Genomic DNA, 24810 nt, shown 5'->3' with positions numbered 1-24810 from the left:
GTTGAACTCTGCTTAAGAGTTGGGACGCTTGCCGCGGTTAGCGCTCTTCTTGCGGCGGTCCTTGCGCTTACGACCACGCTTGCTCATAACGACCTCCTTGGGCCAAATGGAACTGACAGTAAATACTCTGTCTGATCACTGTATCGGGGTGGGCGGGTGCGACGGAAATCGGCAGCCTAGGCGGGGCGATGCCCTCCTAGGCAGAAGTAAAAGGAATTAGGCGGTGACGCGCTGGCGGTTGCGCTGCTTGTTGCGGCGCTTGAGGGCGCGGCGCTCCTCCTCGGAGAGGCCACCCCACACGCCGGCATCCTGGCCGGTTTCGAGTGCCCACTTCAGGCACTGGGAGGTAACGGGGCAGCGGTGGCAGACCAGTTTGGCCTGTGCGATCTGGGAAAGTGCTGGGCCGGAGTTACCAACCGGGAAGAACAGTTCGGGGTCTTCGTCGCGGCATACTGCTTCGTGGCGCCAATCCATGATGAGGTCTCCTTTAAAAGTCTGTGTGCGGCAGCGCCAAAACGCCGCCGTTAAGCGTGGGTGGAACTAGTGGAAAACCACACTCCGGGGCACACCACGGCGCACTTTGCTCACGGCGCTATCAAAAACGGGGGCAGGCGCGTGAAATACGCGGGGTTTTCCCGGTGATGAATGGTCGTGCGAAAAGTTGAGCGGATCCGGTGCGTTGTGGGCGGTAGTTCCCGATGGTTGCGGGACCCGTCTTCCGTTTACCGGATGTTAACTCCGTGGTGATCTGGAGTTGGTGGCTGGGTAACCAGCTCTTTGTTTTTGCTACCCGTGAATAATGGCACGTTTACATACACTCCGCTAGGGGTAGGGACCAAATTGTGATGCAATTCATATTTGTTGGTGCATCTTTTAAGGTTTTTCTGAGGGGTGACGGGGTCAATCGCCCGCGCAATGATCGTGACAAGAGCCTTTTGAACTGGGATTTTAGACGTAGTTAAAAGAGGGGGAGGGTGGGAAGTTCGTCAAATCACTATCAACCCTTAGGATGATGTGCGTGAGTTCTAACGCTTCCCATCCTGAGTTAAAGAGCACAACCACTGATGTCCCTGCCGTGGGGACGGTCCCGGCGCCGATGAAGGTCGCGGCCATTGTGGCGATCCTCGAGGGGGTCGTCGCTATTGCGTGTGGCGTGTACTTCGCCATCACGCAGGCACAAATGGGCACGGATGAGACGTTGGTGGAGTCCGATACCCCCGCGTTTGCCTTCGTGGGGGTTGGTACCGCGATCTTCGTGCTCTTGGTGTTCGGCCCGATGCTCGCCGGTGCCGTGGGTATTCTGCGTGGTCACACGTGGGGGCGCAGCCTCATCGTGTTCCTGAACGTGCTGCTCCTGGGTATTTCGGTGTACATGTTCAGCGGCGGTGCTACCACGCTTGGTGTGGTCACGTTGTTCGCCGGGCTGGTGGCGTTGGGGTGTGCGCTCCACCCGGCATCCACAAGCTGGGCAACCGCAAGTTTCGACGAGCGTCGCGCGCGGCAAGGCTAAGAAGCGTCGAGGACAACGACGGTATCGCCACGCTTTTCGACGATGGTGGCACCCGCCGACCCCAACGTCACCGGGCCGGTGTAGCCGGCGCGGTCAACGCGGATGGTGCGCTCGGGGTGGTCGACGTTCCAATCGGCGATGGCAACGCCTTCGGTGGTGGGGTAGAGCAGCCGGTCGCTGACACCGACGCCGGTGCCGAGAGCACCCTGGTAAATGGTGGTGACGGCGAGATCTGACGGGTCCAAGAGCAGCAAGTTGTGGCCGTCGAAGTAGGTCATGTTGTGGGGGAGATCAGCAGTCTGCGGTACAAGAATGCGGCTGGGGGAGTCTGCGAGCAGATTGGAGGCGGGAACCTGGGCGCTGTGAAGTTGTGTGCCGTTCTGTGAGTAGGAGGTGACGGTGGACGCCGCTGGATCGTGCACGGCGGCAGCGTCTTGACTGATAGCCACGAGGTAAGCGCCATCGGGGATGGACACGGATTCATGCAGTTCCGGTTTGCGGGAATCCTCCGGAGTGGTGTCCTGGAACCGCAGCCATGTACCATCCTCGCAGGTCTCGGTGATGGCCAGAAGTTCTGTGCGCGTCAGAGCAGAGGTCAACGTGCAGCCGGGATGCGGTTGCATATCGGGTTCTTGTGGAGCTTTCACGTCGCCATATTCCACGGTGCGCACGAGGTCGGAGCGCCACAGTTCCGTGCGGGAATACTCACGGTCAATGCCGAGGATGCCCACGCGGTCATTGGAAGAAAAGACGGTTCCCACCGGGGTGCTTCCCGCAGAGCGGGTGTTCGCGTACTGGCCGGTCAGCGCGTTGATGCCCACCACGTCACCGCAGCCGATATTGGTGCGGTACACGGCCACAACCTTGCCCCATGCGCCGGCGATGCCGCAGAGTTCAGCGCTGCGCTTGTAGGTCCACTGGGTGGCACCGTCCGGGGTGGTGCCGGTGATGGTGCCATCGTTGTAGGTGACAATCACACCGTTGACGATGAGAGGGCGCGCTTGCGGTGAGGTGTCCGGCAGGGTGAAGGATTCGGTGAGGGACTCAGGTACGGCGGCGAGGGTGCCGGCGTCCGTGAGTTCCTCGGCAGCAGGCGAAAGGTGATCCTGGCGGATCGGCGCCGTGAAGAAAGCGATGAGTAGGGCGATCAGGCAGATCGTTGCGATGACGGCGGTGGCGATGAGGTCGCCGCGGGTCCGGCGCAGAGGTAGGTTCGTACTCATCGGCGGCGTCTCCGAGGACGGGAAGCGGATCGGTCACTGCGAGGCTTCCGGGAGCGCAGGCCGTGAACGGGGCGTGGGGCACCAACGGTGGGGCCGGCGTCAGCGGGGATGTCCAGCGCTTCGAAGAGTTCAGGGGACGTGGAGAACCAAGACGGAGGTTCAGGCATATCCAGGTCGAGGTCGTCGTTGATGAGTTTCCACTTGTGGGTCTCATCGAAGCCGACGAGGGTGACTGCGGTACCGGTGCGGCCGGCACGGCCGGTGCGGCCAATGCGGTGCACGTAGGTCATTGGATCATCAGGGGTTTGGTAGTTGATGACGTGGGTGACGTCATCAACATCAATACCGCGGGCAGCAACATCGGTGGCAACGAGGATCTCAATTTCACCGGAACGGAAAGCATCGAGGGAACGCTCGCGTGCTTCCTGGCCCATGTCGCCGTGGACGGAGCCGACGGAGAAACCTCGGTGGGCAAGGTCTTCGGCTACATCGGCGGCAGTGCGCTTGGTGCGGGTGAAGATGATGGTCTTACCACGGCCGTAGGCTTGGAGGATACGCGCGGTCACCTCCGGCTTGTCCATCTTGTGGGAGCAGAACACTACCTGCTTCGTGGTGTCATGGATTTGGGAGGACTCCGTGGATTCCGCACGGATATGAATTGGCTTGTTCATCATGGAGCGAGCCAAACTCAGGATCGGACCCGGCATCGTGGCGGAAAACAGCATCGTTTGAATCGGCTGGTTCAGTGCGCCCCAGATCTTCTGAATATCAGGCAAGAAGCCCAGATCGAGCATCTCATCGGCCTCATCGAGCACGAGGATGGCCACCTTGCTCAAGTCCAAGTCGCCGCGCTGGTGAAGGTCCAAAAGGCGGCCAGGGGTGCCCACGACAACATCAACACCTGCTTTCAAGGCGTTGATTTGTTCGGTGTAAGGGCGGCCACCATAGATCGTCGATAAGCGAACCGGCGTATTTTTTGCGGCGAGTAAAAGATCCTCACCCACCTGGACTGCAAGCTCACGCGTGGGGGCGATGATGAGGGCGCGCGGGGTGCCATCGAGCTCAGCGATCGCGGCATCATCAAAAACGCGATCCAAAACGGGAACACCGAACGCGAGCGTCTTGCCCATTCCTGTACGCGCCTGGCCAATGAGATCGCGGCCTTCCAGCGCAATGGGTAATGTGAGTTCCTGGATGGAAAACACATGCGTCAAGCCGTTGTGCGCAAGGGCCTCCACAATCTCCGCGGCGACGCCAAGCGCGGCGAAGGAGGGCGGTGACTGTTCAAAGCGATCGGGCACGGTGAACATCTTAACCGCCCACCGCTACAATGTGCCTATTGCACAGTTTGTCAAGAGCAAAGGACAGTGAGATAGCCGCAATGGAAATCAAGATTGGTCTGGCAGAAAGCCACCGTGAACTCTCCATCACCTCGCCGAAGGGGCAGGACGAGATTTCGGACCACATCACACGGGCTATTGAATCCGGCGCACCGACCATCACGCTCGAAGATGAGCGCGGTATGAAATACGTGGTGCGCACGGAGCGCATCCTCTACGTCGAATTGGGTAATTCCACCCCGCGTGCTGTCGGCTTTTCCGGCTAGAAGCGCGATAGATTTGACCCCATGACTCACCGTCCCCACTATCCCAGCGAGTTCGACGCTGAGGTGTACAGGAGTAACAATCGCTTTCGTTCCGCCTGGAATGAATTCGTGCGTAACTACGGTTGGCGTGCCTACGCCATTCCGGTGCTCATTGTGGTGACGGCGCTCGTGGTGTGGTCGATTGTGACCACCCCGGCGGAGGAGACCGTGGGCACATCCCGCGCACCGGAGGGGGCGCAGAGTTCCTCCGTGCGTAAAACGGTGGAGGATATGCCAGTGGGTGAAGTAGGAATCACTGAACTACCGCCCGGTGGGCCATACACGGAACAAGGTGGCGGAACTTTCCGGCCGGTTGGTTCTAAGGGTATGCAGGTCGGCGAAGGCCGTGAGCAGGTCGTGCGTTTTGCCACCGAGGTGGAGGACGGAATTGATACCCGTGGCTACGGTGGGGATGATGCTTTTGCCGCAATGGTGGATGCCACGTTGGCGGATCCGCGGGGGTGGACAAATGACCCAAATGTGCGCTTTGAGCATGTTGGTTCCGATGATCATCCGGATTTGCGTATTCAGTTGATCTCTGTGGGAACAGCTCGTACTACTTGTGGTGATGATTTGGGGCTGGAAACGTCCTGCCGTATTTTCAACGAGGATGAGGGGGACCGGGTGCTCATCAACGAGTCACGCTGGGTGCGCGGTGCGGCACCTTTCCAGGGCGATTTGGGCAGCTACCGTCAGTATGTGATCAACCATGAGGTGGGTCACGCGCTGGGCTACGCGGCGCATGAGCCATGCCCGGCTAATGGGGATCTGGCGCCGATTATGATGCAGCAGACGCTGAGCCTGAACAACAAGGAGCTTTATGACCTCAGTCCGGAGGAGGTCTATCCGGAAAACAACGATACGTGTCGCGCGAACCCGTGGCCATACCCGCGGCCGGCTGTGCTGTAAGGCTGTAGGAGGACAGTGTGGTGAAGACTATTCCGGGACATGTTCTGACGTCTTTTCAGGCGGGTGATTCAAGCCCTGTTCCGCTCGGTCCGGAGTGGGGTAATGGTGTGCGGTTCGGCCGGATGGTCATTGCGGAAGCACCCGCGCACGCCACGTGGTCATCTAAGTTGCGGGAGAAGGTCGCCGTACCAGGGGTGCGCGTAGTGCGTCCGGTGCGGACGACGGATGGTCGCTTCACCGTTTCGGGCTACCGTGCCTCCGATTTTGTGGAGGGGGAGCCTGGTCACCGCGTGGACGAAGCGATTGCCGCTGCGCTGCGTTTTGACAAAGCGATGGCCTATTTTTCTGCCCCCTCGCTTGACCGTGATGATGTGTGGGCGCGCGCCGATCGCGCCGTATGGGCCGGGTATTCCGATTACATCAAGGGCGGTCAGCTCAGCCACGCTGATTTTTTCGGGTGCTGCATTTTTGAGGGCTCGCTGCCGCCCGCATTGACTGACATCGTGCCCGCAGAAGGTCCGCGCCCACAGGGGTACAGCGCCGCGCTCACGCTTATCGACGGGCTTTTGGCCGACGCTGTCGACGACGCTGTTGTTTACCGCTGGTCGCACATCCCAGACCTGCTGTTTTTATGTGAGCGGGCGCTGGAGTACCGCACTAGTTTGGCCGCAACTTTCGTAGCTGATACGAATTTTAGTTCGAATATTGACCGGGTGGGGTCCCTGCTGATGTCGTACCGAGGTGCAACACTGTAGGGCATGAACTCCCCGCAAACACCCGCGCTACCACCACACCCGCGGGCTTACCTCGTTCGACGTGAACGCACGGTGCATGACCGAAAGTGGCCAGTTGCTTTGCCGGACTCCGGTGTGTGGAAGGTGACCGGCGAAGCAGGTTCGGGTGTGACCAGCTTCCTCATTGACACGGCTGCCGCCCGCATTGCCGCTGGTGCGGACCCCAACGGGGTTGTGGTGATCACCGCTTCCAAAGAATCGGGCGCGCGAGTCCGCCAGGAATTATCGGACAAACTGGCCACTTTGGGCTTCGTTGCGGATGAGCCGATTGTGCGTTCCATTCACTCCCTCGCTTTTGCTCTCCTTCGTACAGCTGAACCGGTAGATGGCGGTGAAAGTAGCCAGATTCGTTTGATCTCTGGCGCGGAGCAGGACTTTGCTATCCGTGAACTCCTCCAGGGCCATGTGGAAGACGGGGGCGGGTCGTGGCCTGAAGAACTCCGCCCTGCGTTGCCGATGGTGGGCTTTGCCCGCCAATTGCGTGATTTTTTGCTGCGTGCGGTGGAGCGCACACTCACACCGGCACAACTGAAAGAGATGGGGGAGCAGCACAATATTCCCACTTGGGGCGCTGCCGGTGATTTCCTCGCCGAGTACCAGGCGGTCATGGCCCTCTACGGTGCCCGCAGTTACTCCGCTTCGGAGCTGGTGGACCAGGTGTTGCGGGCACCGCTGCCGCGCACTTGGCACACCGTCATCGTGGATGATGCCCAGCATCTTGATCCTGCTTCGGGGCAGTTGGTGTCCCGTTTGGTGGCTGAAGCGGACCTGGCTGTTGTTGGCGGTGACCTGGAGCAGTCCGTGTTCCGTTTCCGTGGTGCCTCCCCGCTGTTCTTTGCCAATTTTGAGCGCGATGTCCCCGCGGGCACTGGTGTGGATGTGAACCTGGTGGACCTCGGCGCCACCCGGCGCAACCCGTCCGCGGCTGTGGCCATTGCGCCTTCTGAGGCACTCAACCACGCCACCGTAGTGGATGCTCTGCGCCGCGCTCACCTGGGTGATGGCGTGCCGTGGAGTGACATGGCCGTGATTGTTCGTTCCGCCGGCATGATCGAACCGCTGCGTCGCGCCCTGTTGCAGGCCGGTGTGCCCGTGGCAGTCAACCCCACGGACGTTGTGCTCAGTGAACAAAAGATTGTCATGGCCATGCTGTTGGGCTTGCGTGCGTTACGCAGCGGTAACAGTGATAGCAGCGATAGCAGCAATGGTAGTGGCAATGAGGAGTTGAGCATGGCGCAATGGCGCCAGCTCCTCCTCGGCCCAGTAGGTGGAGTGGATCCAGTGACCCTACGCCGTCTTTTGCGAGGCCTGCGCCGCTGGCAGCCCGAAGCCCGCGCGGAGGACACCCTGCGGGAGCTGCTCAACCAGCGCGGGGAGCTGCCGGACTTTGGCTCAATGCTGACGGAGCGGGAACTGGCTATTCTCACCCGGATGCGCAGCGTTCTTGAAGCAGGCCGTGCGGAACTGGAAGCCGGCGGCAGCGTCGAGGAAGTCCTGTGGGCTGTGTGGTCAGCAACGAAGCTGGCGGACAGCCTGATGGCCATCGCCCTGCGCGGTGGTGCCGGCGGTTCCCAGGCGGACCGTGATTTGGATGCGATGATGGCACTTTTTGACGCGGCGGGGGATTTCACCGAACGCCGCCGCACCGCCACGATTGATTCCTTCATCGCCCACATTGAGGAACAAGAACTGCCCACGGGTGTGCGTGACCGCCGTACTGCGGTTCCGGATGCCGTGCCGCTGCTCACCGCGCACGGTGCAGCTGGCAGAGAATTTCGCCGTGTCATTGTCAGTGGCGTACAAGAATTGACGTGGCCTACGTTGAGTGAAACTGGCACGCTTATGCGCCAAGAAGACCTCATTGACCTGGTGGATGAAGGCATTGACCCGGCTACACCGGTGTCCCACACTGCGGACCGCCTCAAGGAAGAAAACCACCTGTTCCACATGGCTGTGAGCCGTGCGACGGAACACGTCCTCGTCACTGCAGTCGACAGCCCGGAGGGTGATGAAGTGGTGGAGCCGTCCCGCTTTGTCGCCGCCTTCGCTGCCCAGACAGGCGCGGCCCGAACGATGGTGGTGCCAGATGTGGCAGAGATCCCGCAGGCACAACCCGCAACAGGCGCGAGTGATGCAGCAAGCGATGAGGAAGATCCATACAGCTATGTTCGCGTGCGCGTCCTGGCCGCTGAGGATGTGATTGCGGAGCTGCGCCGCGTGGTCACTGACCCCGAAGCGGATGAGGAACACGCAAACCAAACCGCACGCCAGCTTGCGCGGATGGCGGAAGGAGGGATTCCGGGGGCGGATCCGGGGCAGTGGTGGGCAGTGAGAGATCCGTCGACAAGCGAAGCGATGGAGCCGCCCAGCCGGCTGTCGCCCTCACGCATTGAGGGCCTGCTTCAATGCCCAATGCGCAACGTGCTGGAGCGCGACATCACCGCAACATCGACGGATGCGATGACCCGTGGCACGCTCGTGCACTTCTTCTTCGAGGCACTCGGCCGAGGCGCTGACGCTGAGCTGGCCCGTGCGGACACCATCAAGGCGTACACCGAGCTTTTCGACGTCCCCGCGTGGAAGCGCACCAATGACCTGGCTGCTTTTGAGGAGATGCTGGATAAGGCCGCGAAATGGGTTGACGATACCCGCGGGACCTTTGACCTTCTGGGCGTGGAAGTGCCCGTGCACGTGGAAGTCGCCCCTGGTGTGGTGATTGGTGGACGCATTGACCGGCTTGAACGCGAAGGTGACAGCACGAATGACACCGCACCGGTGCATGTGGTGGACCTGAAAACATCCAAGTATGCGGTTTCCGGCAAGGAGATCGAAGAGCACCCGCAGCTACTTGCCTACCAGCTGGCACTGTCCCACGGGGCGTGGCGCGATGGGGCAGTGGTTACCGCCGCTGAAGGAGAAACACCCCTGGCTGTCGGTGGTGGCACCCTGGTGTATCCCGCGGCGGAGACCGTCGGCGTGACCACGAGGACACAGGCGCCCAAAGATGAAGAACAGCGCGCTGAGTTCACAGAACTGATCAGGCCCCTGCCCGCTGAAATGACGGGGCCGCAGTTACGCGCGGTGACTGGTCCACATTGTGATTTTTGCCAGATCAAAAACATTTGCCCCGCCCAGCCTGAAGGAGAGGTGACCACCCGTGGTTAACACAGGACATGAAGCGCACGCTGCGACAACCCCGATGAAGCCACGCGTGCTCTCAAAATACTTGGAGGATAAGTTCCCGCCGACGGACCAACAAGCGGCGATCATCGGCGCGGAACCCGGCCCACTCCTCGTTGTTGCGGGTGCTGGTGCTGGCAAGACTGAAACCATGGCATCACGTGTGGTGTGGCTGGTGGCTAATGGTTACGTGCGCCCGGAAGAAGTCCTTGGCCTGACGTTTACCCGCAAGGCAGCACAAGAGCTGGGCAAGCGCATCCGCAAACGCTTGGAGCGTCTCGCCGCCAATGAGCAATTGGTGCGCCACCTGGACCCGACAGGGCAACTGGCCAAGAACCTCACCGCGATCGCCCCGACGGTATCCACGTATGACTCCTATGCGGGCTCCCTCATCCGTGAATACGGGCTGCTCGTACCGGTTGAACCGGATGCACGCCTGATCACGGATGCGGAACTGCACTCCATCGCCTGGGACGTGGTGTCCAACCACGCCGGTGCACTGCTGGAGGGAGTGAGCAAGAACCCATCGGTGGACACGGTGGTGGACACGCTTTTGGCGCTAGTCAATTCCATGGGCAATGAGGTCTACCCGCCGGAGCGCATCAAGGAAGAAGCAGAGGCTTTTATCAAGAGCGTGGCTGAACTTCCTCGCGGTAAAGCACGAGAAAATTACAACAAAGAAGTGCAGAAGTGGGTGGATACCCAGCAGCTCCGCACGGCCTACGCGGAACTGGCTGGCGAACTCGCCGCTGAGCTTCGCGCTCGTGGTGTGGTGACCTTCAACGAGCAAATGTCCGTGGCCGCCAAGCTCGCTAGTGAGCACGCGGCCGTGGGCGCCTCCCAGCGCGACCGGTTCCGCGTGGTCATGCTGGATGAGTACCAGGACACCTCCCATGCCCAACGCGTGCTGCTGCGCAGCCTATTCGGGGATAACGCCGATGATCCGCAACGCCACGCGCACCCCCTTACCGTCACCGCCGTTGGTGACCCGATGCAGGCCATTTACGGCTGGCGTGGTGCCACAGCGGCGAACCTGGCCGCCTTTGTGGAGGATTTCCCGCTGGCGGACGGAAGCCCGGCGCCGAAGGCACAGTTGATCACGTCCTGGCGTAACCCGCCGGAGGTCCTTGAGTTGGCTAACTCTGTGTCCGACGCAGTGCTTGGTTCCCCTGATGGCGCGCCACGGGCGGTGGAGCCGCTGGAAGCGAAGCCGGACGCAAGCCCCGGCCAAGTGGAAATCGGATACTTCGCCACCGAAGATGAAGAAGTTGAAGCCATCGCGGATGCGATCGCGGCTGATTACACCGAGAAAATCAATTCGGGTAAAGCCGTGGAGTCGGCGATTCTGGTGCGGAAGAACCGGCACTCGGCGCACTTTGCCGAAGCCCTGGAACAGCGCGGTGTGCCCTACGAAATCGTGGGGGTTGCAGGTTTGCTCACGGTGCCGGAGATCGCAGATACGGTCGCCGTTGCCCGCATGCTCGTGCACCCGCAAGACTCCACGGCCGCACTGCGGATCCTTGCCGGCCCGGCCTGTGGTCTTGGGTTGAAAGACATCAGCGCGCTATCCCAACGCGCGCTCAACCTCGCCGGTGGTCGCCGCCACGGCAGCGCCGTGGATGAACTTGGCCCCGATGTGGATGCGCGTGAGCGCCTGCAGGTCCAGCTGGCTGAGCTCATCGCCGATGCGGAGAACACCAAGGGCGAGAACGAACGCCATGTTGGCCTCGCCGATGCTGTTGCGGATTTAGGGGAGACGGATCGCTACAGCACAGAAGGGCTCGTGCGCCTGCAGGAGCTCTCCGCGAAACTCCGCCACCTGCGCAAGTACAGCTTGGGCAAGCGCCTGCCGGATCTCTTCGCGGACATCATTTCGGTGTTCGGCATCCGCACGGAAGTGCTCTCCCGCAATTCCCCCACGGGCGCGGTGCACCTGGATGCCTTTGCCAAGGTCGTTTTCTCCTATCCCGGCTCAGACCTGGAAGGTTTCTTGAGCTACCTCGACCTGGCCGCCGAACACGAAGACGGCTTGGAACCAGGCGCTGTGGTGACCAGCGGTGACCGCGTGCACATCCTCACTGCGCACAAAGCCAAGGGCTTGGAGTGGGACACTGTTGCCGTGGCGCATGCCGATGAGAAAACCTACGGGTCCACGGTGGCCACCTTCCTCACCCAGGTGCCGTACGTGCCGGATGATTCCTACAACGCTTTGGCGGATGCGGGCACCCGCTCCGATTTCCAAAACCTGACCAAGGAATATCTGGATCAGAAGCGGAAAGATTTGGGCGAAGAATCCGCGCGTCTTTTCTACGTTGCGGTTACCCGCGCCGCGAAACGCCTCATCGTCACTGCTTCGGCCAAGGTCGCTGGCCGCAAGGCAGAGGCGAAGCCCTACGAGCATTTCCTGCCGTTCAAGGACGTCGCGCTGAATGGCACACCTGCCGCCGATGTCATCGAGTGGTGGGATGGTGAAGCTGGTGAGGAGGAGCTCGACGCTACCGCCGCGCACGAAGGGATCTGGCCAAATTACGCAGCCGAACCCGAGGCGCTCGCCGGCGCAGCGAAAGTACTCGCCGCGCAGGCCGACCTGCCGGAGAAGCCGGATAGCACCCGCACTGATGCGGAGGGCGAGTTGTTCACCCAGTGGGAGAACGATGTCACGGCGCTGATCAATGAGCACATCGCCGCACAAAGCCCGGAGGTCGCGGTGGCTATGCCGGGCACGCTGACCGCATCAGATATCGTCGCTCTGCGCGCTGACCCGGAGCAATTTGCTCGCCGCGCGCGCCGCCCGGTGCCGTTCAAGCCGAATTCCTACGCCAAGCGCGGAACCGCGTTCCACGAATGGGTGGAAGGTTTCTTCGGGGCGCGCCCTCTGCTTGACGACGATGAATTGCCTGGCAACACTGAACCCAACGTTGACGCCGCCACCTTGGCCCGCCTCAAAGAGTCTTTTGGAAACAGCCAGTGGGCCGGGCGCACACCGGAACACATTGAGCACCCCTTTGAGATTGATCTGGGTACGTCCACTGTCCGTGGCCGTATCGATGCGATCTTCCTCGACGCGCCGGACCCAGTGACGGGGGAGCGGTCCTGGACCATCGTTGACTGGAAAACTGGTGGCAAACCGCAAGCGGCAGAAATGCGTGCGGCCAAACTCCAGCTGGCGGTGTATAAGGAGGCATGGCGTCGTATTGCTGATGATGGCCGCACAATCAATGCCGTATTTTTCTACGTACGTACCGGCGAGGATTTCGCGCCGTCTGACCTGCCTGAACGTGGGGAGTTGGAGGAGCTGTTGCAGTCCGCGGCCGTCGAAGGTCTAGAGTCCGATCTAAAGTCCTAGTGATGAGAGTGATCGCTCGCGATCACTAGGGACCCAGAAAGAGTGGAGGTGGCATGAGGCCGTCGTTTAAGGCGCCGATTCGGTTTCGTGAACGGCTGCGCGGTGAGGATCTCACGGCGCTGCCTGATCACGCACTGATTAATGTCATCCGTCTGCCCCGGGCAGCACGCACGACCCCGTGGGCGCTGATCAGCCGCCGTTTCCTGTACGCCATCCTGCTCATCGTCATCGTGGCGGTGCTCGTGTGGCTGGACAAGGATGGTTACAGCGAACCGCTGACGTTTATTGATGCCGTGTATTACTCCGCGGTATCACTTTCCACCACCGGCTACGGTGACATCACTCCGGTGACGCAAACCTCCCGTGTGGTCAACATCCTGATAGTCACTCCGATGCGTGTGGCATTCCTGATGCTTCTCGTCGGTACAACCCTGTCCGTCCTCACCGAGGATTCCCGTAAGACACTGCAACTTCAACGCTGGAGGAAATCTGTGCGTAACCACACCATTGTCATCGGCTATGGCACGAAGGGCCGTTCCGCTGTGGACGCGCTTCTGGCTGAGGGGATGGCACCATCCAACATCGTGGTCATTGATGACAATCATGAAGCATTGGCCCACGCAGAAAGTCGTGGCCTCGTTGCAGTGCACGGCAATGGCACGAAGTCAGACGTGCTACGGGTGGCTGGCGTGAGTCGTGCGCGTTCCGTGGTCGTGGCCCCATCCACCGATGACACCGCGGTGCTGGTCACCCTGTCCGTGCGTGAGATCAACCCCGGTATTCATATCGTCGCTTCGGTCCGTGAGGCAGAAAACCAGCACCTGTTGGAGCAGTCTGGTGCGGACTCAGTGGTGATCTCCTCTGAAACGGCAGGACGTCTCCTGGGAATTGCTACCAGCACGCCATCGGTGGTGGAGATGATCGAGGATCTGCTCAGCCCGGATGCGGGCTTTACCGTTGCGGAGCGCGCCATCGTGGACGATGAGGTTGGTTCCAACCCCCGCCACCTCGCCGACATTGTTCTGGGCGTGGTGCGCTCCGGTGAGCTGTACCGCCTGGATTCCCCCGAAGCGGAGTCCGTCGAGCCGGGTGACCGCCTGCTGTACATCCGTTACGCGGATGACACTCAGGATGATCTGACGGAAGCCGCGCGCCTCCAGGAAGATGATCTCTAGTGATCGACCTGAGCCAGCTTGATAGCGATCAGCGGGTTGCCGCCACCGCCCCCCGCGGACCCGTGTGCATTCTGGCGGGCGCGGGAACGGGTAAGACCCGCACGATTACCTACCGCATTGCCCACCTGATTGATCAGGGCTTCGTCGCCCCGCAAAAGGTCCTCGCTGTGACCTTCACCTCGCGCGCGGCAGGGGAGATGCGTGACCGGCTCCGCGGCATGGGCATCGGCGGGGTGCAGGCTCGCACCTTCCACGCAGCAGCACTACGTCAGCTGCGTTACTTCTGGCCGCAGGTCGCGGGGGATCTGCCATGGCAGCTCATTGACAACAAGTTCCCCCTCGTAGCCCGCGCCACGCGCAGCGTGGGTTTGGAGCCGGACAAGGAACTCGTGCGTGACCTCCTCACGGAGATCGAATGGGCAAAAGCCTCCCTGATCAGCCCTGATGGCTATGCAGAGAAGATCGCCGGCAGTCACCGTGAACCGCCAGCAGACGTGGAGAAAGTAGCGGCGGTGTACAAGCGCTACGAGGAATCCAAGACTAGCCCCGAAGGCATGGCACTGGATTTTGATGATCTGTTGCTGCACGTCGCCGGTGCCCTGGAAAACGCGCCGGCAGTGGCGGAGGAATTCCGCAGCCAGTACCAAACCTTCGTGGTGGATGAGTACCAAGACGTCACTCCACTTCAACAGCGTGTGCTGGAAGGATGGTTGGGTCAACGCGATGACCTCACCGTGGTGGGCGATGCCAACCAGACGATTTATTCCTTCACCGGGGCAACGCCGGACTACTTGTTGAATTTCTCCCGGACATACCCACACGGCACCGTGGTGAAGTTGCAGCGGGACTACCGTTCCACCCCTGAGGTGACGGACCTAGCTAACACGGTGATCTCCAAGGCGAGTGGCCGTGTTGCCGGCACACGTTTGGAATTGCAGGGTATGCGCGATCCGGGACCGGACCCGGTCTTTGCCTCCTATCCGGATGAGCCGACGGAGGCGAGGGAGGTTGCTACGCAGATCAAAAAACTCATCGCGGCTGGCACCCCGGCGCGTGAAATCGCGGTGCTCTACCGCCTCAACGCACAATCGGTGGCGTTTGAGCAGGCGCTGTCCGATGCCGGGATTGTGTACCAAGTGCGCGGCGGTGAAGGATTCTTCACACGCCCGGAGATCCGTGAGGCCATCAACACTCTGGTGAGCGCTACACGGCGAACAGATCTGCCGGATGATCCGGTGGCCATTGCCCGCGCCGCGTTTGCACCCTTGGGTTTGAGCGCCAAGGAACCGGAAGGTGCGCGCCAGCGTGAGCGGTGGCAGACACTCAACGCGCTGGTGGAGTTGATCTCTGACATTGTCAACACCGGTGAGGCTGTGAACCTGCCGGGGGTCCTGCAATCCCTCCGCCAGCGTGCGGAATCGAAGCAGCCACCATCCGTGGACGGCGTGACACTGGCGAGTTTGCACGCGGCCAAGGGCCTGGAGTGGGATGCTGTCTTCCTCGTGGGCCTAGTCGAAAAAACCCTGCCCATTTCCCACGCCATTAAAGCGGGGGATGAAGAGGTGGAGGAGGAACGCCGCCTGTTCTACGTGGGTATCACTCGTGCCCGGGAGCACCTGCAGCTCTCGTGGTCGTATGCCCGCCAAGAAGGTGGCCGGAAGTCCCGCGAGCGTTCCCGTTTCTTAGACGGCATTGCGCCCCAACTGGAGGTAGAAGCAACACCGGAGCGCCTCAAGCGAGCGAAGGCCTGCCGGATATGCGGCTTCCCGCTGGATACCCCAGCGGAGAAAAGCCTTGGCCGACACGAGGACTGTGAGCCGACCTACAACGAGGCCGCCTTCCTCGCCTTGAAGCAGTGGCGCCTGGAGATTGCGCGGGAAAACCAGCATCCGCCGTACATGGTGTTCACGGATGCAACACTGCTGGGCATCGTGGAAGAAATGCCAGAATCGCCCGCTGACCTGCTGAATATCTCCGGCATTGGGCCGGCGAAGTTAGAGCAGTACGGGGAAGACGTCCTCGGGGTCCTGGAAGGCTTCCGCTAAATCGCGCATACCGGGCAACGGGGGTGGGTGCCGAGGACCTGCGTGTGCACTGGGGTGGGGCCGAATGGGTCCACCGCTACCGTGGTGCCATGCTGCAATGTGCCTGCGGACACCCCCGGTGGCATGGGAACCCCGGCTGCATTGCGGATGAGAGCCGCTGCTGCCGAAGCACCAGCGGAAAGAACCACCGGATCAGGGGATGGTGGACCATCGGGCAGAGCAGTAGCCACGGTGTGCAACGCGGGATCGCGGTCAAGGAGATAGAACTCCGCGCACACAAGACAGGGGCCAGACCCACCCTGACTGACAGGACCCACCACTACGCGCGCATCCACCGTGGCAATGGGGATGTTCCATGTCCGGTGCTTTCCCAGTTTTCGGTCCACGGCAATGTGACGCGCAATGCGATCCACGACCACTAGCGGCACATCATCAGACAGCCGGTGAAGAAAAGCACCATCAGATTCTTCCCCCATGGGTGCCCGCACGGCCACACCGGAATTCTCCAGCAGGGACCGGAGAGTCTTGGCCAACGGTGACGCCCCCAGCATGGCTACGGGAGTAGTGGTGGTGGGGGTGAGGATGCGGTAGGCCAAGAGGTCGTCGATAAGCGAACGTGCTGCTCTTTCCGTGAACCCGTCGACGCCCATAAGCATGGTACGCACCTCGCGGATGCGTGAGGGCGTGCTCAGCCCGGCCAAAAGTGGGCGCAGATCATCCGCGTACCGGGTTTCCACGATGCCGCACCGTGTGGCGTCCATGCCGAACTGCAGCACACCCGGCTCCCGCTGTAAAACGTGCACGCCGTGTGCAAGCGTGACTAATGTGGAATCCCTCATAGTTCCCCCAATGAATGAACGTTCCCCCGAACAACATGTGGACACCATCGAACCACAGAAAGACCACCGCGCGCTATGTCTCGACACAACAACCCAGCTCACAGTGGTGATTGGCCGCCGGGAGGTGTGGACATCATCCGCTCCGCGCGGCGTACTCGCACCGTGCAGGCGCGGCACAAAGGTGAGCGGATTGAGGTCCGCATCCCCGCACGATTCACAGCACAGCAGGAACGCGACGCGGTGGAGGAGATCCTGGCCAAGCTGGCGAGGAAATCAACAACTCAACGTGCATCCGATGCGGAGCTTTATGCCCGTGCGGAAACACTCAACCGCACGATCCTGGGAGGCCGGGCGCGCATTGGTTCAGTGCGGTGGGTACCCAATCACAACACTCAATGGGGCTCATGCACCGTGTCCACCGGCGACATCCGGATCAGTGACCGGCTGAAAGACACCCCCGATTGGGTCGTGGATGCCGTGCTCGTCCATGAACTCGTGCACACCTACATCCCCGGCCACGGACCTGATTTTTGGGATCAAGCAGACAAAGTGCCCCACGCCGAACGGGCAAAGGGGTACCTGGAGGCCTACCAGCGGTTCGGGCCGGGCTAGTCCTCAGAAGACTCAGACGAGCCAGAAGATCCAGGACCGTCTTGATCATCCTCATCTGGTGCGGGCTCATTGGCCAGCATCTCTTCGAGCTTGGCAATCTCTTCGTCGAAAGCGGAATCCGGCGCATCATCCAGCAACGTGTCAATGAACGCGGCTGGGTTGTCCAGGTGCTCAGAGGAGGGGAGGAAGTCCGGGTGGTCCCAGACCTTATCGCGACGTTCCACACCCACGGCCTGGGTCACGCGACGCCATAACTCAGTGGCCTCCTGGGTTTTCGGGGCACCAAGCTCAATGCCCACGACATTGGAGAAAGCATTTTCCGCGGAGCCACCCGTTGCGCGGCGGCGCGCCCAGGATTCAGCCAATGCGCTGGTGGACGGAATCCGCTCTGTCAATGCTTCTTCCACCACAACATCGACCCAGCCTTCGACGAGAGCGAGTAGGGTTTCCAGTCGTGCAGTGGCTGCCGCATTACGGGAGGTGATGCGTGGTGAAAGATCCATGTCCTGCAAGTTCTGCATGACTTCTTGCATCTTCATCGGGTCGCCCGATTCCAGGTTGAGTTCCCGCAGTGTTTCCTCGATGTGGGAGGTATCCAGCTCCAAGCCGATGGAGTATTCCTCCACGGAGGACACGATGCGCTCCACCAACCACGGCACGTGGGTGAACAGACGCTGGCGGGCAGCTTCAAGTGCGCTGACGTACACGAGCACTTCCTGGCCGGGTACGGACAGCTGCGCAGAAATGGGCTCCACGTTTTTGGTCACAATGCCGATGATGCCGGTGGGGGCGACAGGCAGCCCGAAATCATTACCCGTCAGCGTCTGATTAGCCAGGTCCCCCAGCGCACTGCCAAAGCGCGCGCCGAAGTTCATGGAGTTGAAGTGACCGAGCATCTGCGTGATGGGGCCAAAAATCTCACGTGCTTCCGCCGGCATCGCATCCAGTTGGGCGCGACCCATGTGCTCTGCTACGGGGCTGACCATGCGCTTCCAGGTAGGCAGGGTGTTCTTTACCCAGTCATCCGTACTCCACGCTTCGGGCCGTGCACCTGAATCAGGCAACGTGGAGGCATCATCCAACCAGAGGTTGGCCAACCGCACGGATTCAGTGACCGCAGTGGCGTCATTCGCTGTGGCACCACGCGGGTTCTTCAACACCTGGCGGGCGGCACGCAACGCAACGTTATAGTTCACCGCGTCCTGCTCCGGCGTGGACCCAGCACCAGACGCAGCGCGCGACACTGCGCCCCCGAGCATCTCACCGAACTGGTTCAAAATGTCGGACAGGTTCCCGCTGAAGCTACCGCTGAAGCCCTGGCCGTCACCGAAGTTGAAGCCGAACTGGGCAAACGGGTTGTGCTGATCATCGCGACCGTCCTGACCATCGCGGTCGTTCCGATCATCGCGACCGTCCTGACCATCGCGGTCATCCCGGTCATCCCGGTCGTCGTTGGGGAAAGAGAACCCGAATCCATTAGCCATGGTGGTCAGCCTACCGGGGTAATGGAACAGGCCGCGAGGAATAAGGCCTGGATGCCCAACGCTGAGAGCGAACATCTGTGGGTGATGTGCAGCCTCGCCTCTGTTGTAGGCTTAACAGCCGTGAACCAGCCCACCGAGCCCACTAACCCCACTGCACCTGCCGACGCACCAGCGGACCAGGAAACAACAGCGGACAACGAAGTAACTGCGACACCTGAACCCGCCGAGCCCGCCAAGCGCAAAGGCCTGCGTCGCGGCGTGATTGCTACGGGGGTGCCTTTGGCGGTGCTTATCGCTGCGCTTGTGGTGGGTGGCGTGCCGGGCACGAACATCAGGCTCACCGTGCCGTATGCGGCGCAGGGGGCGGGGCCGACCTTCAACACGTTGGGGGATGTGCAGGGCACCCCGGTCATTGATATTGAGGGCGCGGAGGTGGATGAAACTTCAGGCACGTTGGATATGACCACGGTGTCCGTACGCACGAACATGACCATGGCGCAGGCATTGAGCCGCTGGCTCGTCCACAAAGACTCGATTGTTCCACTGGAGCAGATCCTGCCCAAGGACGTGTCGGATGAGGAGATGCGGGAGATCAACGAGGAAGCCTTCGTTGCCTCCGAAGCCGCGGCAACGGTTGCGGCGATGCGCTACCTTGGCGAGCCCACTCGTGTCCTGGTCCACGGAGTGCTCAAAGACGCGCCAGCAGCAGGCGTGCTGGAGCCCGAAGATGTGCTGACCAAGGTCGCCGGACACGAGGTGACAGAACCACAACAGGTGCAGAACATCGTGCGGGAACACAAGCCAGGGGAGACCATTGAGGTGGAGTACCTGCGCGAGCATCAACCGGCCACCGCGTCTATCACGTTGGGTACAAACCCGGAGGATGAGAAGTTGCCATTGCTCGGCGTGACCATGACGTCTGAGCCCGCAGGCGATGTCACCGTGAATTACAACCTCAATGACATTGGTGGGCCGAGCGCGGGCATGATTTTCAGCCTCGCCGTGATTGATAAATTGTCGCCCGGGAAGCTCAACGGTGGCCACAAGGTTGCTGGCACGGGCACCATCGCTGAAGACGGCACTGTGGGGCCCATCGGCGGGATCACTCACAAGATTGAGGGCGCGCGTGATGGCGGTGCGGAGCTTTTCCTCGCGCCAGAAAAGAACTGCGCGGAGGCAACAAAGGCCGATGCCGGAGACATGACGGTTGCCAGCGTGAGCAACATCGACGATGCGATTTCCGTGATGGACGATTTCGCCGCCGGCCGACCCGTGGCAACCTGCAAGGTGGATTAGCGAGGAGCCTTCTTCACCGCAGTCGTCGTAGCCGTAGAAGACTCATCGGTCGGCTCGGAGTAGCTATCCGCCAGACCAAGCATGAAGATCCGCTGTTCCGGATCATCCACATCACTAGCCACCATCTGTTGGAGGACTTTGCCTTCCTTCTTATCCACGACGGTGATCACCGCGGTCTTGCCTAGCATGGACCAACCCACCAGTTTCTCGTCGGTTTTCTCCACTACGCGGGAGCTAGACAGGCCCGTGAGCACATCCGCGGTATCTTCCGCCATGGACTTCGAGGCAAAGAATTGCAGCTGCCCCACGGTTGAACCGGAGCAGTCGTAGGAATCCTTGAGGCTGGTTTCAACGCAGGTATCCAGATCGTCGAAAAGCGATTCAGGCGCGAGCGAAGCGAATTTCTCCCGCACATCCTCAACAACCTGCGCATCATCGCGGCGGCGTTTACTGCTTGTCGACGTCGCCGTGGACGAGCCCTCACTCGACCCCGTCGTCTCTTCCGTGCTTGTCTGCGTCGATGTTGTTGCCGCCGTGCTCGATGGCGTTGGCTCAGGTGTTGGTTCCTCCTTCGAGGAGCATGCAACAAGAGCAACGCTCAACGCTAGGGCCACGGGGGCGCAGGCGAGGCGACGAAATGACAGTGACGACACGAGGGGAGCTCCTTATTCATTATCCAGGCTGTATCGTAGCGCGCCGATCACTGCGGGGGCGACTTCCGGACCCCCACGCAGCTGGATCTCATCCTGAGCAAACGGGCCGGCGGCCTCCAATTCCTCCTCCGTCGGGCGGATCTGCAACAGCGTCAGCTCTAGCCCTTCCTCCCGCAGCACACCGGAAAATAGGCGCGCGGGACGAGCCTGCTGAGGTCTAGAGGCCTCAGCAGCCTCAGCTTTCTCTCTAAAGATGATCTCCTGTGCCAAAATCACGCCGGCGACCTCCTCCGGCCACGCCAAGCGCGTGAGGTAATCACCCAATTCATCCGAACCGGGCTGAATGTGCGCCGGAATCTCCTCTTGCACAATCAATGTTAACGGTGCGGATTCATCTTCCAGCCCCGCCAATTGATCGGCCACAAGCGCGGTGGGGACCAGCGCAAACAACGTCGGCGCCACGTCCCACCCTTCAGCGTGGACGAATTCGACGGCCTCCATCATGGCCTTATTCAGTGCTTGTTGCGTCAGCGCGGGGGTGTGCTCAGACACTGTGCGGGAACCCTTCTGGTCTTTTAAGCGTTAATGAAATTAGTGTTGAAGCTTACATAGCCTCACCCCGAGCCGTTTTTCATAGATTGTCGAAGGAGCTTCGATTTTGGCCACGCGCCTGAATATTCCCCGTCCGAAGCCGCGGAAATCCAACACCATGCTGGTGGTCCTTGGAGTTATCGCGGTACTCACCCTGCTGATTCCCATGCTGGTGAATGTGTACACGGAGTTCCGCTGGTTCGGCGAGCTGGGCTACCGCGGCGTGTTCACCAAAGTGATCCTGGTCCGCATCGTCTTGTTCCTCGTGTTCGCCCTTGTGGGAGCCGGCATCACCTTTGCTGCCGCCGCGTTTACATGGCGCACGCGTGAGCAGACCTCGATTTTCTCGGACCCGAACTCGCCGATGGCGCAGTACCAAGAATCCATCCAGTCCACCGTCCGTGGCCTGGTGCTGTGGGTGCCTATCATCGTTGGTGTGATCACCGGCGTGCTGGGGCAAAGCACGTGGCGTACGTTCATGCTGTGGCTCAACGGTGGGGATTTTGGTTCCACGGACGCACAATTCGGTCGTGACCTCGGTTTCTACGCCTTCGCTCTACCTGCGTTTTCCATGTTTGTCAGCGTGCTGTCCATGCTGCTGGTCATCGCCTTCCTCGTTGGCGTGGTAGGGCAGTACCTTCTCGGTGGCATCCGCGTGGCCAACCAGGTTGCCGGCACCAAGGGCTTCGTTTCCAAGGCCGCCCGCATCCAGCTCGCGGCCACGGCTGGCTTGTGGATGTTGGTCAAGGCCGTTGATTACTGGCTGCAGCGCTACAGCCTGCTGTACGGCAAGAACGACATCTTTACCGGTGCGTCCTACACCGACATCAACGCACAGTTGCCGGCACGCATCATCCTCATTGTTATTGCAGTGCTGGTGGCCGTGGCCTTCTTTGCTTCCATCGTTTTCAAGGACTTCCGCATCCCGGTCCTGGCAACAGTGATGATGATCCTGTCCTCCCTGGTCATCGGCCAGGCATGGCCGGCTCTGATGCAGCAGTTCTCGGTGAACCCGAACCGTCAGGAGCGCGAGTCCGATTACATTGCCCGCAATATTGAGGCCACACGTGAAGCCTATGGTTTGACCGCGGACAAAGTCACCTACGAAACCAACTGGGGTGCAGAACCAGCCAATGATGGGGAGGTGGGCAATGATTCAGCAACGATTTCTAACATCCGCCTGCTTGACCCGGACATCCTGGCTCCCACCTTCACGCAGAACCAGCAGCTGCGTAACTTCTACGGCTTCCCGGAGAACCTGGCCATGGACCGCTACGAGGTTGACGGTGAGATGCGCGACTTCGTCGTTGCTGCCCGCGAGCTGGACCCGAACGCCCTGCGTGAGAACCAGCGTGACTGGCTGAACCGCCACACCGTGTACACCCACGGCAACGGCTTCGTGGCTGCCCAGGCCAACATCGTTGATGAGGCAGCACAGGACGCTGGCTCGACCCGTGGTGGCCTGCCGGTGTTCACCGTCTCTGATCTGCAGTCCAACGCCAACGCTGCAGAGAAGGAAGACGCTGAGGAGCTGGGTATCCGCGCGGAGCAGCCGCGCGTCTACTACGGCCCGGTTATCGCTTCTGCTAATGACGGCCTGGATTACGCCATCGTCGGCGACGTGGGCCAGGGCCCGCTGGAGTATGACACTGATACGTCTTCCTTCACCTACGACGGTAAGGGCGGAGTGGGCATTGGCAACTGGTTTGACCGTGCTGCCTTTGCCCTGAAGTACCAGGAGATGAACCTCATCCTGTCCGATCGCGTGGGCAAGGAATCCAAGATCCTCTACGACCGTGATCCGCGCAAGCGTGTGGAAAAGGTCGCCCCGTGGCTGACTACGGACCAGATGACCTACCCGGCGGTGGTGGATGGCCGCATCAAGTGGATTGTTGACGGCTACACCACGCTGTCCGCGCTGCCGTACTCCACCCGCACCTCCCTGCAGGACACGACGCAGGATGCCCTCAACCCGGATGGCACCAACCAGCGTCTGGTGAACAATGAGGTGGGGTATATCCGCAACTCCGTCAAGGCGACGGTTGATGCTTACGACGGAACGGTGGAGCTCTACGCTTTCGACGAAGAAGACCCGGTACTCAAGGCGTGGATGGGAGTGTTCCCCGATACGGTGAAGCCATCCGGGGACATCCCGGACACTCTGCGCGAGCACCTGCGTTACCCGGAGGATCTGTTCAAGGTTCAGCGTGAACTGTTGGCCCGCTACCACGTGTCTGACCCGGGTGTGTTCTTCAACAACGACGCGTTCTGGTCCGTCCCGAATGATCCGACTGCACCGGAAGGCCGCAAGGAACTCAACCAGCCGCCGTACTACGTCGTGGCTGCTGATCCGGAGACCTCCAAGCCGTCTTTCCAGCTGATCACCCCGTACCGTGGTCTGAGCCGTGAGTTCCTCGCTGCGCACATGACCGTGACGTCTGATCCGCACAACTACGGCAAGATCACCGTCCGCGTTCTGCCCACCAACACGCAGACCCAAGGCCCGAAGCAGGCGCAGGACGCCCTCATGTCCTCCGACCAGGTGGCCCGCGACCGCACGCTGTGGGAGGGCTCCAACACCCTGAAGAACGGCAACCTGCTCACCCTCCCGGTGGCGGGCGGGGACATCCTCTATGTTGAGCCGATCTACTCGCAGCGCAAGGACCAGGAATCCGCATTCCCGAAGCTGCTCCGCGTCCTCGTGTTCTACAAGGGCCGCGTGGGCTACGCGCCGACCGTCTCCCAGGCTCTCAGCCAGGTGGGCATTGACGCGAAGGAAGCCCAGGACATCAGCATTGTAGACGCTGACGGGAACACCACCGAACCCAAGGATGCTGCCGCCGACACCGACAAGGAAGACAAGCCCAAGCCAGCGGACAGCCCGAACAACAAGGACTCCGCACTGAAGGCTATCGACGACGCCCTGCGTGGCATCGAAAACGCACGTAACGGCTCCTTCGAGGAATACGGCAAGGCCCTGGACAAACTTGACCGTGCCGTCAAGGACTACCAAAACATCCAGTAGCCACCAGCACATCCCCTGGTTGCCCAACCGCAACAACAAAGCGGCAGCCAGGGGATTTGTCGTTCTAGTACCCCGTGCGTATAGTTAACGCCGTTGTCATTTAGACAGCAGGTGAATTACATATCACTCGACGCGGGGTGGAGCAGCTCGGTAGCTCGCTGGGCTCATAACCCAGAGGTCGTTGGTTCGAATCCAGCCCCCGCTACTAAGATAAGGCCCCTACCAGTGCAAATGCTGGTAGGGGCCTTCTTCATTTTGTGAGCGGATCACCATTTGGTGCACTAGCTGGTGCACTAGGGTCAAAATCCTGCACCAAACGGAACTGCGACGCTCCAACGAAGCGGCGCAGGTTTTCGGGGCATTGCTTAGTGATTGCGAGGTCGGCGGCAACGAAGGAACGCCACGGGAGCCGGCAGTTCGGGGGGTCTGCCTATCTCGGGGGTGAGACTGCTCAACCGTGGCGTTCGGGAGAAAGCTTATTGA

General features: G+C 60.8%; 19 protein-coding genes and 1 tRNA gene. 12 read left to right on the top strand and 8 right to left on the bottom strand.

Annotated elements, in window-relative coordinates; genetic code table 11:
- Positions 1-12: 12 nt before the first annotated feature.
- Both HMPREF2129_RS11345 and HMPREF2129_RS06380 read right to left on the bottom strand, forming a co-directional pair.
- Positions 13-87, bottom strand: a complete 75-nt coding sequence (locus HMPREF2129_RS11345) for a 50S ribosomal protein bL37 (protein WP_095066802.1) — start codon at positions 85-87, stop codon at positions 13-15.
- A gap of 129 nt (positions 88-216) precedes the next feature.
- Positions 217-474: a WhiB family transcriptional regulator gene (locus HMPREF2129_RS06380; protein WP_034664433.1), complete on the bottom strand. Its 258-nt coding sequence runs from the start codon at positions 472-474 to the stop codon at positions 217-219.
- A gap of 544 nt (positions 475-1018) precedes the next feature.
- On the opposite strand from HMPREF2129_RS06380, the gene HMPREF2129_RS06375 reads away from it, so the two are divergent.
- Positions 1019-1510, top strand: a complete 492-nt coding sequence (locus HMPREF2129_RS06375) for a hypothetical protein (RefSeq protein WP_156959247.1) — start codon at positions 1019-1021, stop codon at positions 1508-1510.
- Here the strand turns inward: HMPREF2129_RS06375 and HMPREF2129_RS06370 are convergent.
- A complete protein-coding gene (locus HMPREF2129_RS06370) occupies positions 1507-2733 on the bottom strand; it encodes an Rv3212 family protein (protein ID WP_034664431.1) in 1227 nt (408 codons plus the stop codon). The genes HMPREF2129_RS06375 and HMPREF2129_RS06370 overlap by 4 nt on opposite strands.
- Entirely contained in the window at positions 2730-4034 is a 1305-nt protein-coding gene (locus HMPREF2129_RS06365; protein ID WP_034664500.1) for a DEAD/DEAH box helicase, read from the bottom strand. The genes HMPREF2129_RS06370 and HMPREF2129_RS06365 overlap by 4 nt, the downstream gene beginning before the upstream one ends.
- Positions 4035-4114: 80 nt before the next feature.
- Here HMPREF2129_RS06365 and HMPREF2129_RS06360 point away from each other — a divergent pair, with 80 nt between their 5' ends.
- Genes HMPREF2129_RS06360 through HMPREF2129_RS06330 form a run of 7 tightly spaced genes read left to right on the top strand, consistent with a single transcriptional unit; the run spans position 4115 to position 15827 of the window.
- Complete coding sequence (locus HMPREF2129_RS06360) at positions 4115-4339, top strand: DUF3107 domain-containing protein (RefSeq protein ID WP_034664430.1); 225 nt, start codon at positions 4115-4117, stop codon at positions 4337-4339.
- 21 nt (positions 4340-4360) lie between these two features.
- Positions 4361-5287: a DUF3152 domain-containing protein gene (locus HMPREF2129_RS06355; RefSeq protein WP_084576618.1), complete on the top strand. Its 927-nt coding sequence runs from the start codon at positions 4361-4363 to the stop codon at positions 5285-5287.
- Between the two features lie 17 nt (positions 5288-5304).
- Positions 5305-6042 carry a hypothetical protein gene (locus HMPREF2129_RS06350; RefSeq protein WP_034664428.1) on the top strand — a complete coding sequence of 246 codons (738 nt, stop codon included), beginning with the start codon at positions 5305-5307 and terminating at the stop codon, positions 6040-6042.
- 3 nt (positions 6043-6045) lie between these two features.
- Entirely contained in the window at positions 6046-9246 is a 3201-nt protein-coding gene (locus HMPREF2129_RS06345) for an ATP-dependent DNA helicase (protein ID WP_034664427.1), read from the top strand.
- A 34-nt stretch (positions 9247-9280) separates the two neighbouring features.
- Complete coding sequence (locus HMPREF2129_RS06340) at positions 9281-12607, top strand: ATP-dependent helicase (RefSeq protein ID WP_034664498.1); 3327 nt, start codon at positions 9281-9283, stop codon at positions 12605-12607.
- Positions 12608-12660: 53 nt separating this feature from the next.
- Complete coding sequence (locus HMPREF2129_RS06335) at positions 12661-13782, top strand: potassium channel family protein (protein WP_034664425.1); 1122 nt, start codon at positions 12661-12663, stop codon at positions 13780-13782.
- Positions 13782-15827 (top strand): ATP-dependent DNA helicase UvrD2, encoded by a 2046-nt coding sequence (locus HMPREF2129_RS06330; protein ID WP_034664423.1) that lies wholly within the window; start codon positions 13782-13784, stop codon positions 15825-15827. The genes HMPREF2129_RS06335 and HMPREF2129_RS06330 overlap by 1 nt, the downstream gene beginning before the upstream one ends.
- Here HMPREF2129_RS06330 and HMPREF2129_RS10620 read toward each other — a convergent pair.
- On the bottom strand, positions 15824-16666 hold the full coding sequence (locus HMPREF2129_RS10620) for a hypothetical protein (RefSeq protein ID WP_052092886.1): 843 nt from the start codon (positions 16664-16666) through the stop codon (positions 15824-15826). The genes HMPREF2129_RS06330 and HMPREF2129_RS10620 overlap by 4 nt on opposite strands.
- A 75-nt stretch (positions 16667-16741) precedes the next feature.
- Between HMPREF2129_RS10620 and HMPREF2129_RS06320 the strand changes: the two genes are divergently transcribed.
- Complete coding sequence (locus tag HMPREF2129_RS06320) at positions 16742-17278, top strand: M48 family metallopeptidase (protein ID WP_052092883.1); 537 nt, start codon at positions 16742-16744, stop codon at positions 17276-17278.
- Here HMPREF2129_RS06320 and HMPREF2129_RS06315 read toward each other — a convergent pair.
- A complete protein-coding gene (locus HMPREF2129_RS06315) occupies positions 17275-18762 on the bottom strand; it encodes a zinc-dependent metalloprotease (RefSeq protein WP_034664421.1) in 1488 nt (495 codons plus the stop codon). The genes HMPREF2129_RS06320 and HMPREF2129_RS06315 overlap by 4 nt on opposite strands.
- 246 nt (positions 18763-19008) lie before the next feature.
- Here HMPREF2129_RS06315 and HMPREF2129_RS06310 point away from each other — a divergent pair, with 246 nt between their 5' ends.
- Positions 19009-20058 (top strand): YlbL family protein, encoded by a 1050-nt coding sequence (locus tag HMPREF2129_RS06310; protein WP_034664495.1) that lies wholly within the window; start codon positions 19009-19011, stop codon positions 20056-20058.
- Here the strand turns inward: HMPREF2129_RS06310 and HMPREF2129_RS11130 are convergent.
- Positions 20055-20711 carry a hypothetical protein gene (locus HMPREF2129_RS11130; RefSeq protein ID WP_034664419.1) on the bottom strand — a complete coding sequence of 219 codons (657 nt, stop codon included), beginning with the start codon at positions 20709-20711 and terminating at the stop codon, positions 20055-20057. The two genes, HMPREF2129_RS06310 and HMPREF2129_RS11130, sit on opposite strands and share 4 nt — an antisense overlap.
- A gap of 12 nt (positions 20712-20723) precedes the next feature.
- Positions 20724-21215, bottom strand: a complete 492-nt coding sequence (locus HMPREF2129_RS06300) for a PPA1309 family protein (protein ID WP_084576626.1) — start codon at positions 21213-21215, stop codon at positions 20724-20726.
- Positions 21216-21369: 154 nt separating this feature from the next.
- Here HMPREF2129_RS06300 and HMPREF2129_RS06295 point away from each other — a divergent pair, with 154 nt between their 5' ends.
- Positions 21370-24327: a UPF0182 family protein gene (locus tag HMPREF2129_RS06295; RefSeq protein ID WP_084576616.1), complete on the top strand. Its 2958-nt coding sequence runs from the start codon at positions 21370-21372 to the stop codon at positions 24325-24327.
- A gap of 131 nt (positions 24328-24458) precedes the next feature.
- A tRNA-Met gene (locus tag HMPREF2129_RS06290) sits at positions 24459-24532 on the top strand.
- The last annotated feature ends 278 nt before the right edge of the window (positions 24533-24810 follow it).

This window comes from Corynebacterium tuscaniense DNF00037 (assembly GCF_000759055.1).
Lineage (GTDB): Bacteria > Actinomycetota > Actinomycetes > Mycobacteriales > Mycobacteriaceae > Corynebacterium > Corynebacterium tuscaniense.
The sequence above is the reverse complement of the archived record's forward strand: the minus strand, read 5'-3'. Positions and strand labels throughout refer to the sequence as shown.

Coding starts and splice junctions, on each gene's coding strand:
- HMPREF2129_RS10620 (WP_052092886.1), bottom strand. CDS start 16,666: ATGAGGGATTCCACATTAGTCACGCTTGCACACGGCGTGCACGTTTTA.
- HMPREF2129_RS06335 (WP_034664425.1), top strand. CDS start 12,661: ATGAGGCCGTCGTTTAAGGCGCCGATTCGGTTTCGTGAACGGCTGCGC.
- HMPREF2129_RS06345 (WP_034664427.1), top strand. CDS start 6,046: ATGAACTCCCCGCAAACACCCGCGCTACCACCACACCCGCGGGCTTAC.
- HMPREF2129_RS06300 (WP_084576626.1), bottom strand. CDS start 21,215: ATGATGGAGGCCGTCGAATTCGTCCACGCTGAAGGGTGGGACGTGGCG.
- HMPREF2129_RS06340 (WP_034664498.1), top strand. CDS start 9,281: ATGAAGCCACGCGTGCTCTCAAAATACTTGGAGGATAAGTTCCCGCCG.
- HMPREF2129_RS06315 (WP_034664421.1), bottom strand. CDS start 18,762: ATGGCTAATGGATTCGGGTTCTCTTTCCCCAACGACGACCGGGATGAC.
- HMPREF2129_RS06355 (WP_084576618.1), top strand. CDS start 4,361: ATGACTCACCGTCCCCACTATCCCAGCGAGTTCGACGCTGAGGTGTAC.
- HMPREF2129_RS06370 (WP_034664431.1), bottom strand. CDS start 2,733: ATGAGTACGAACCTACCTCTGCGCCGGACCCGCGGCGACCTCATCGCC.
- HMPREF2129_RS06380 (WP_034664433.1), bottom strand. CDS start 474: ATGGATTGGCGCCACGAAGCAGTATGCCGCGACGAAGACCCCGAACTG.
- HMPREF2129_RS06320 (WP_052092883.1), top strand. CDS start 16,742: ATGTCTCGACACAACAACCCAGCTCACAGTGGTGATTGGCCGCCGGGA.
- HMPREF2129_RS06360 (WP_034664430.1), top strand. CDS start 4,115: ATGGAAATCAAGATTGGTCTGGCAGAAAGCCACCGTGAACTCTCCATC.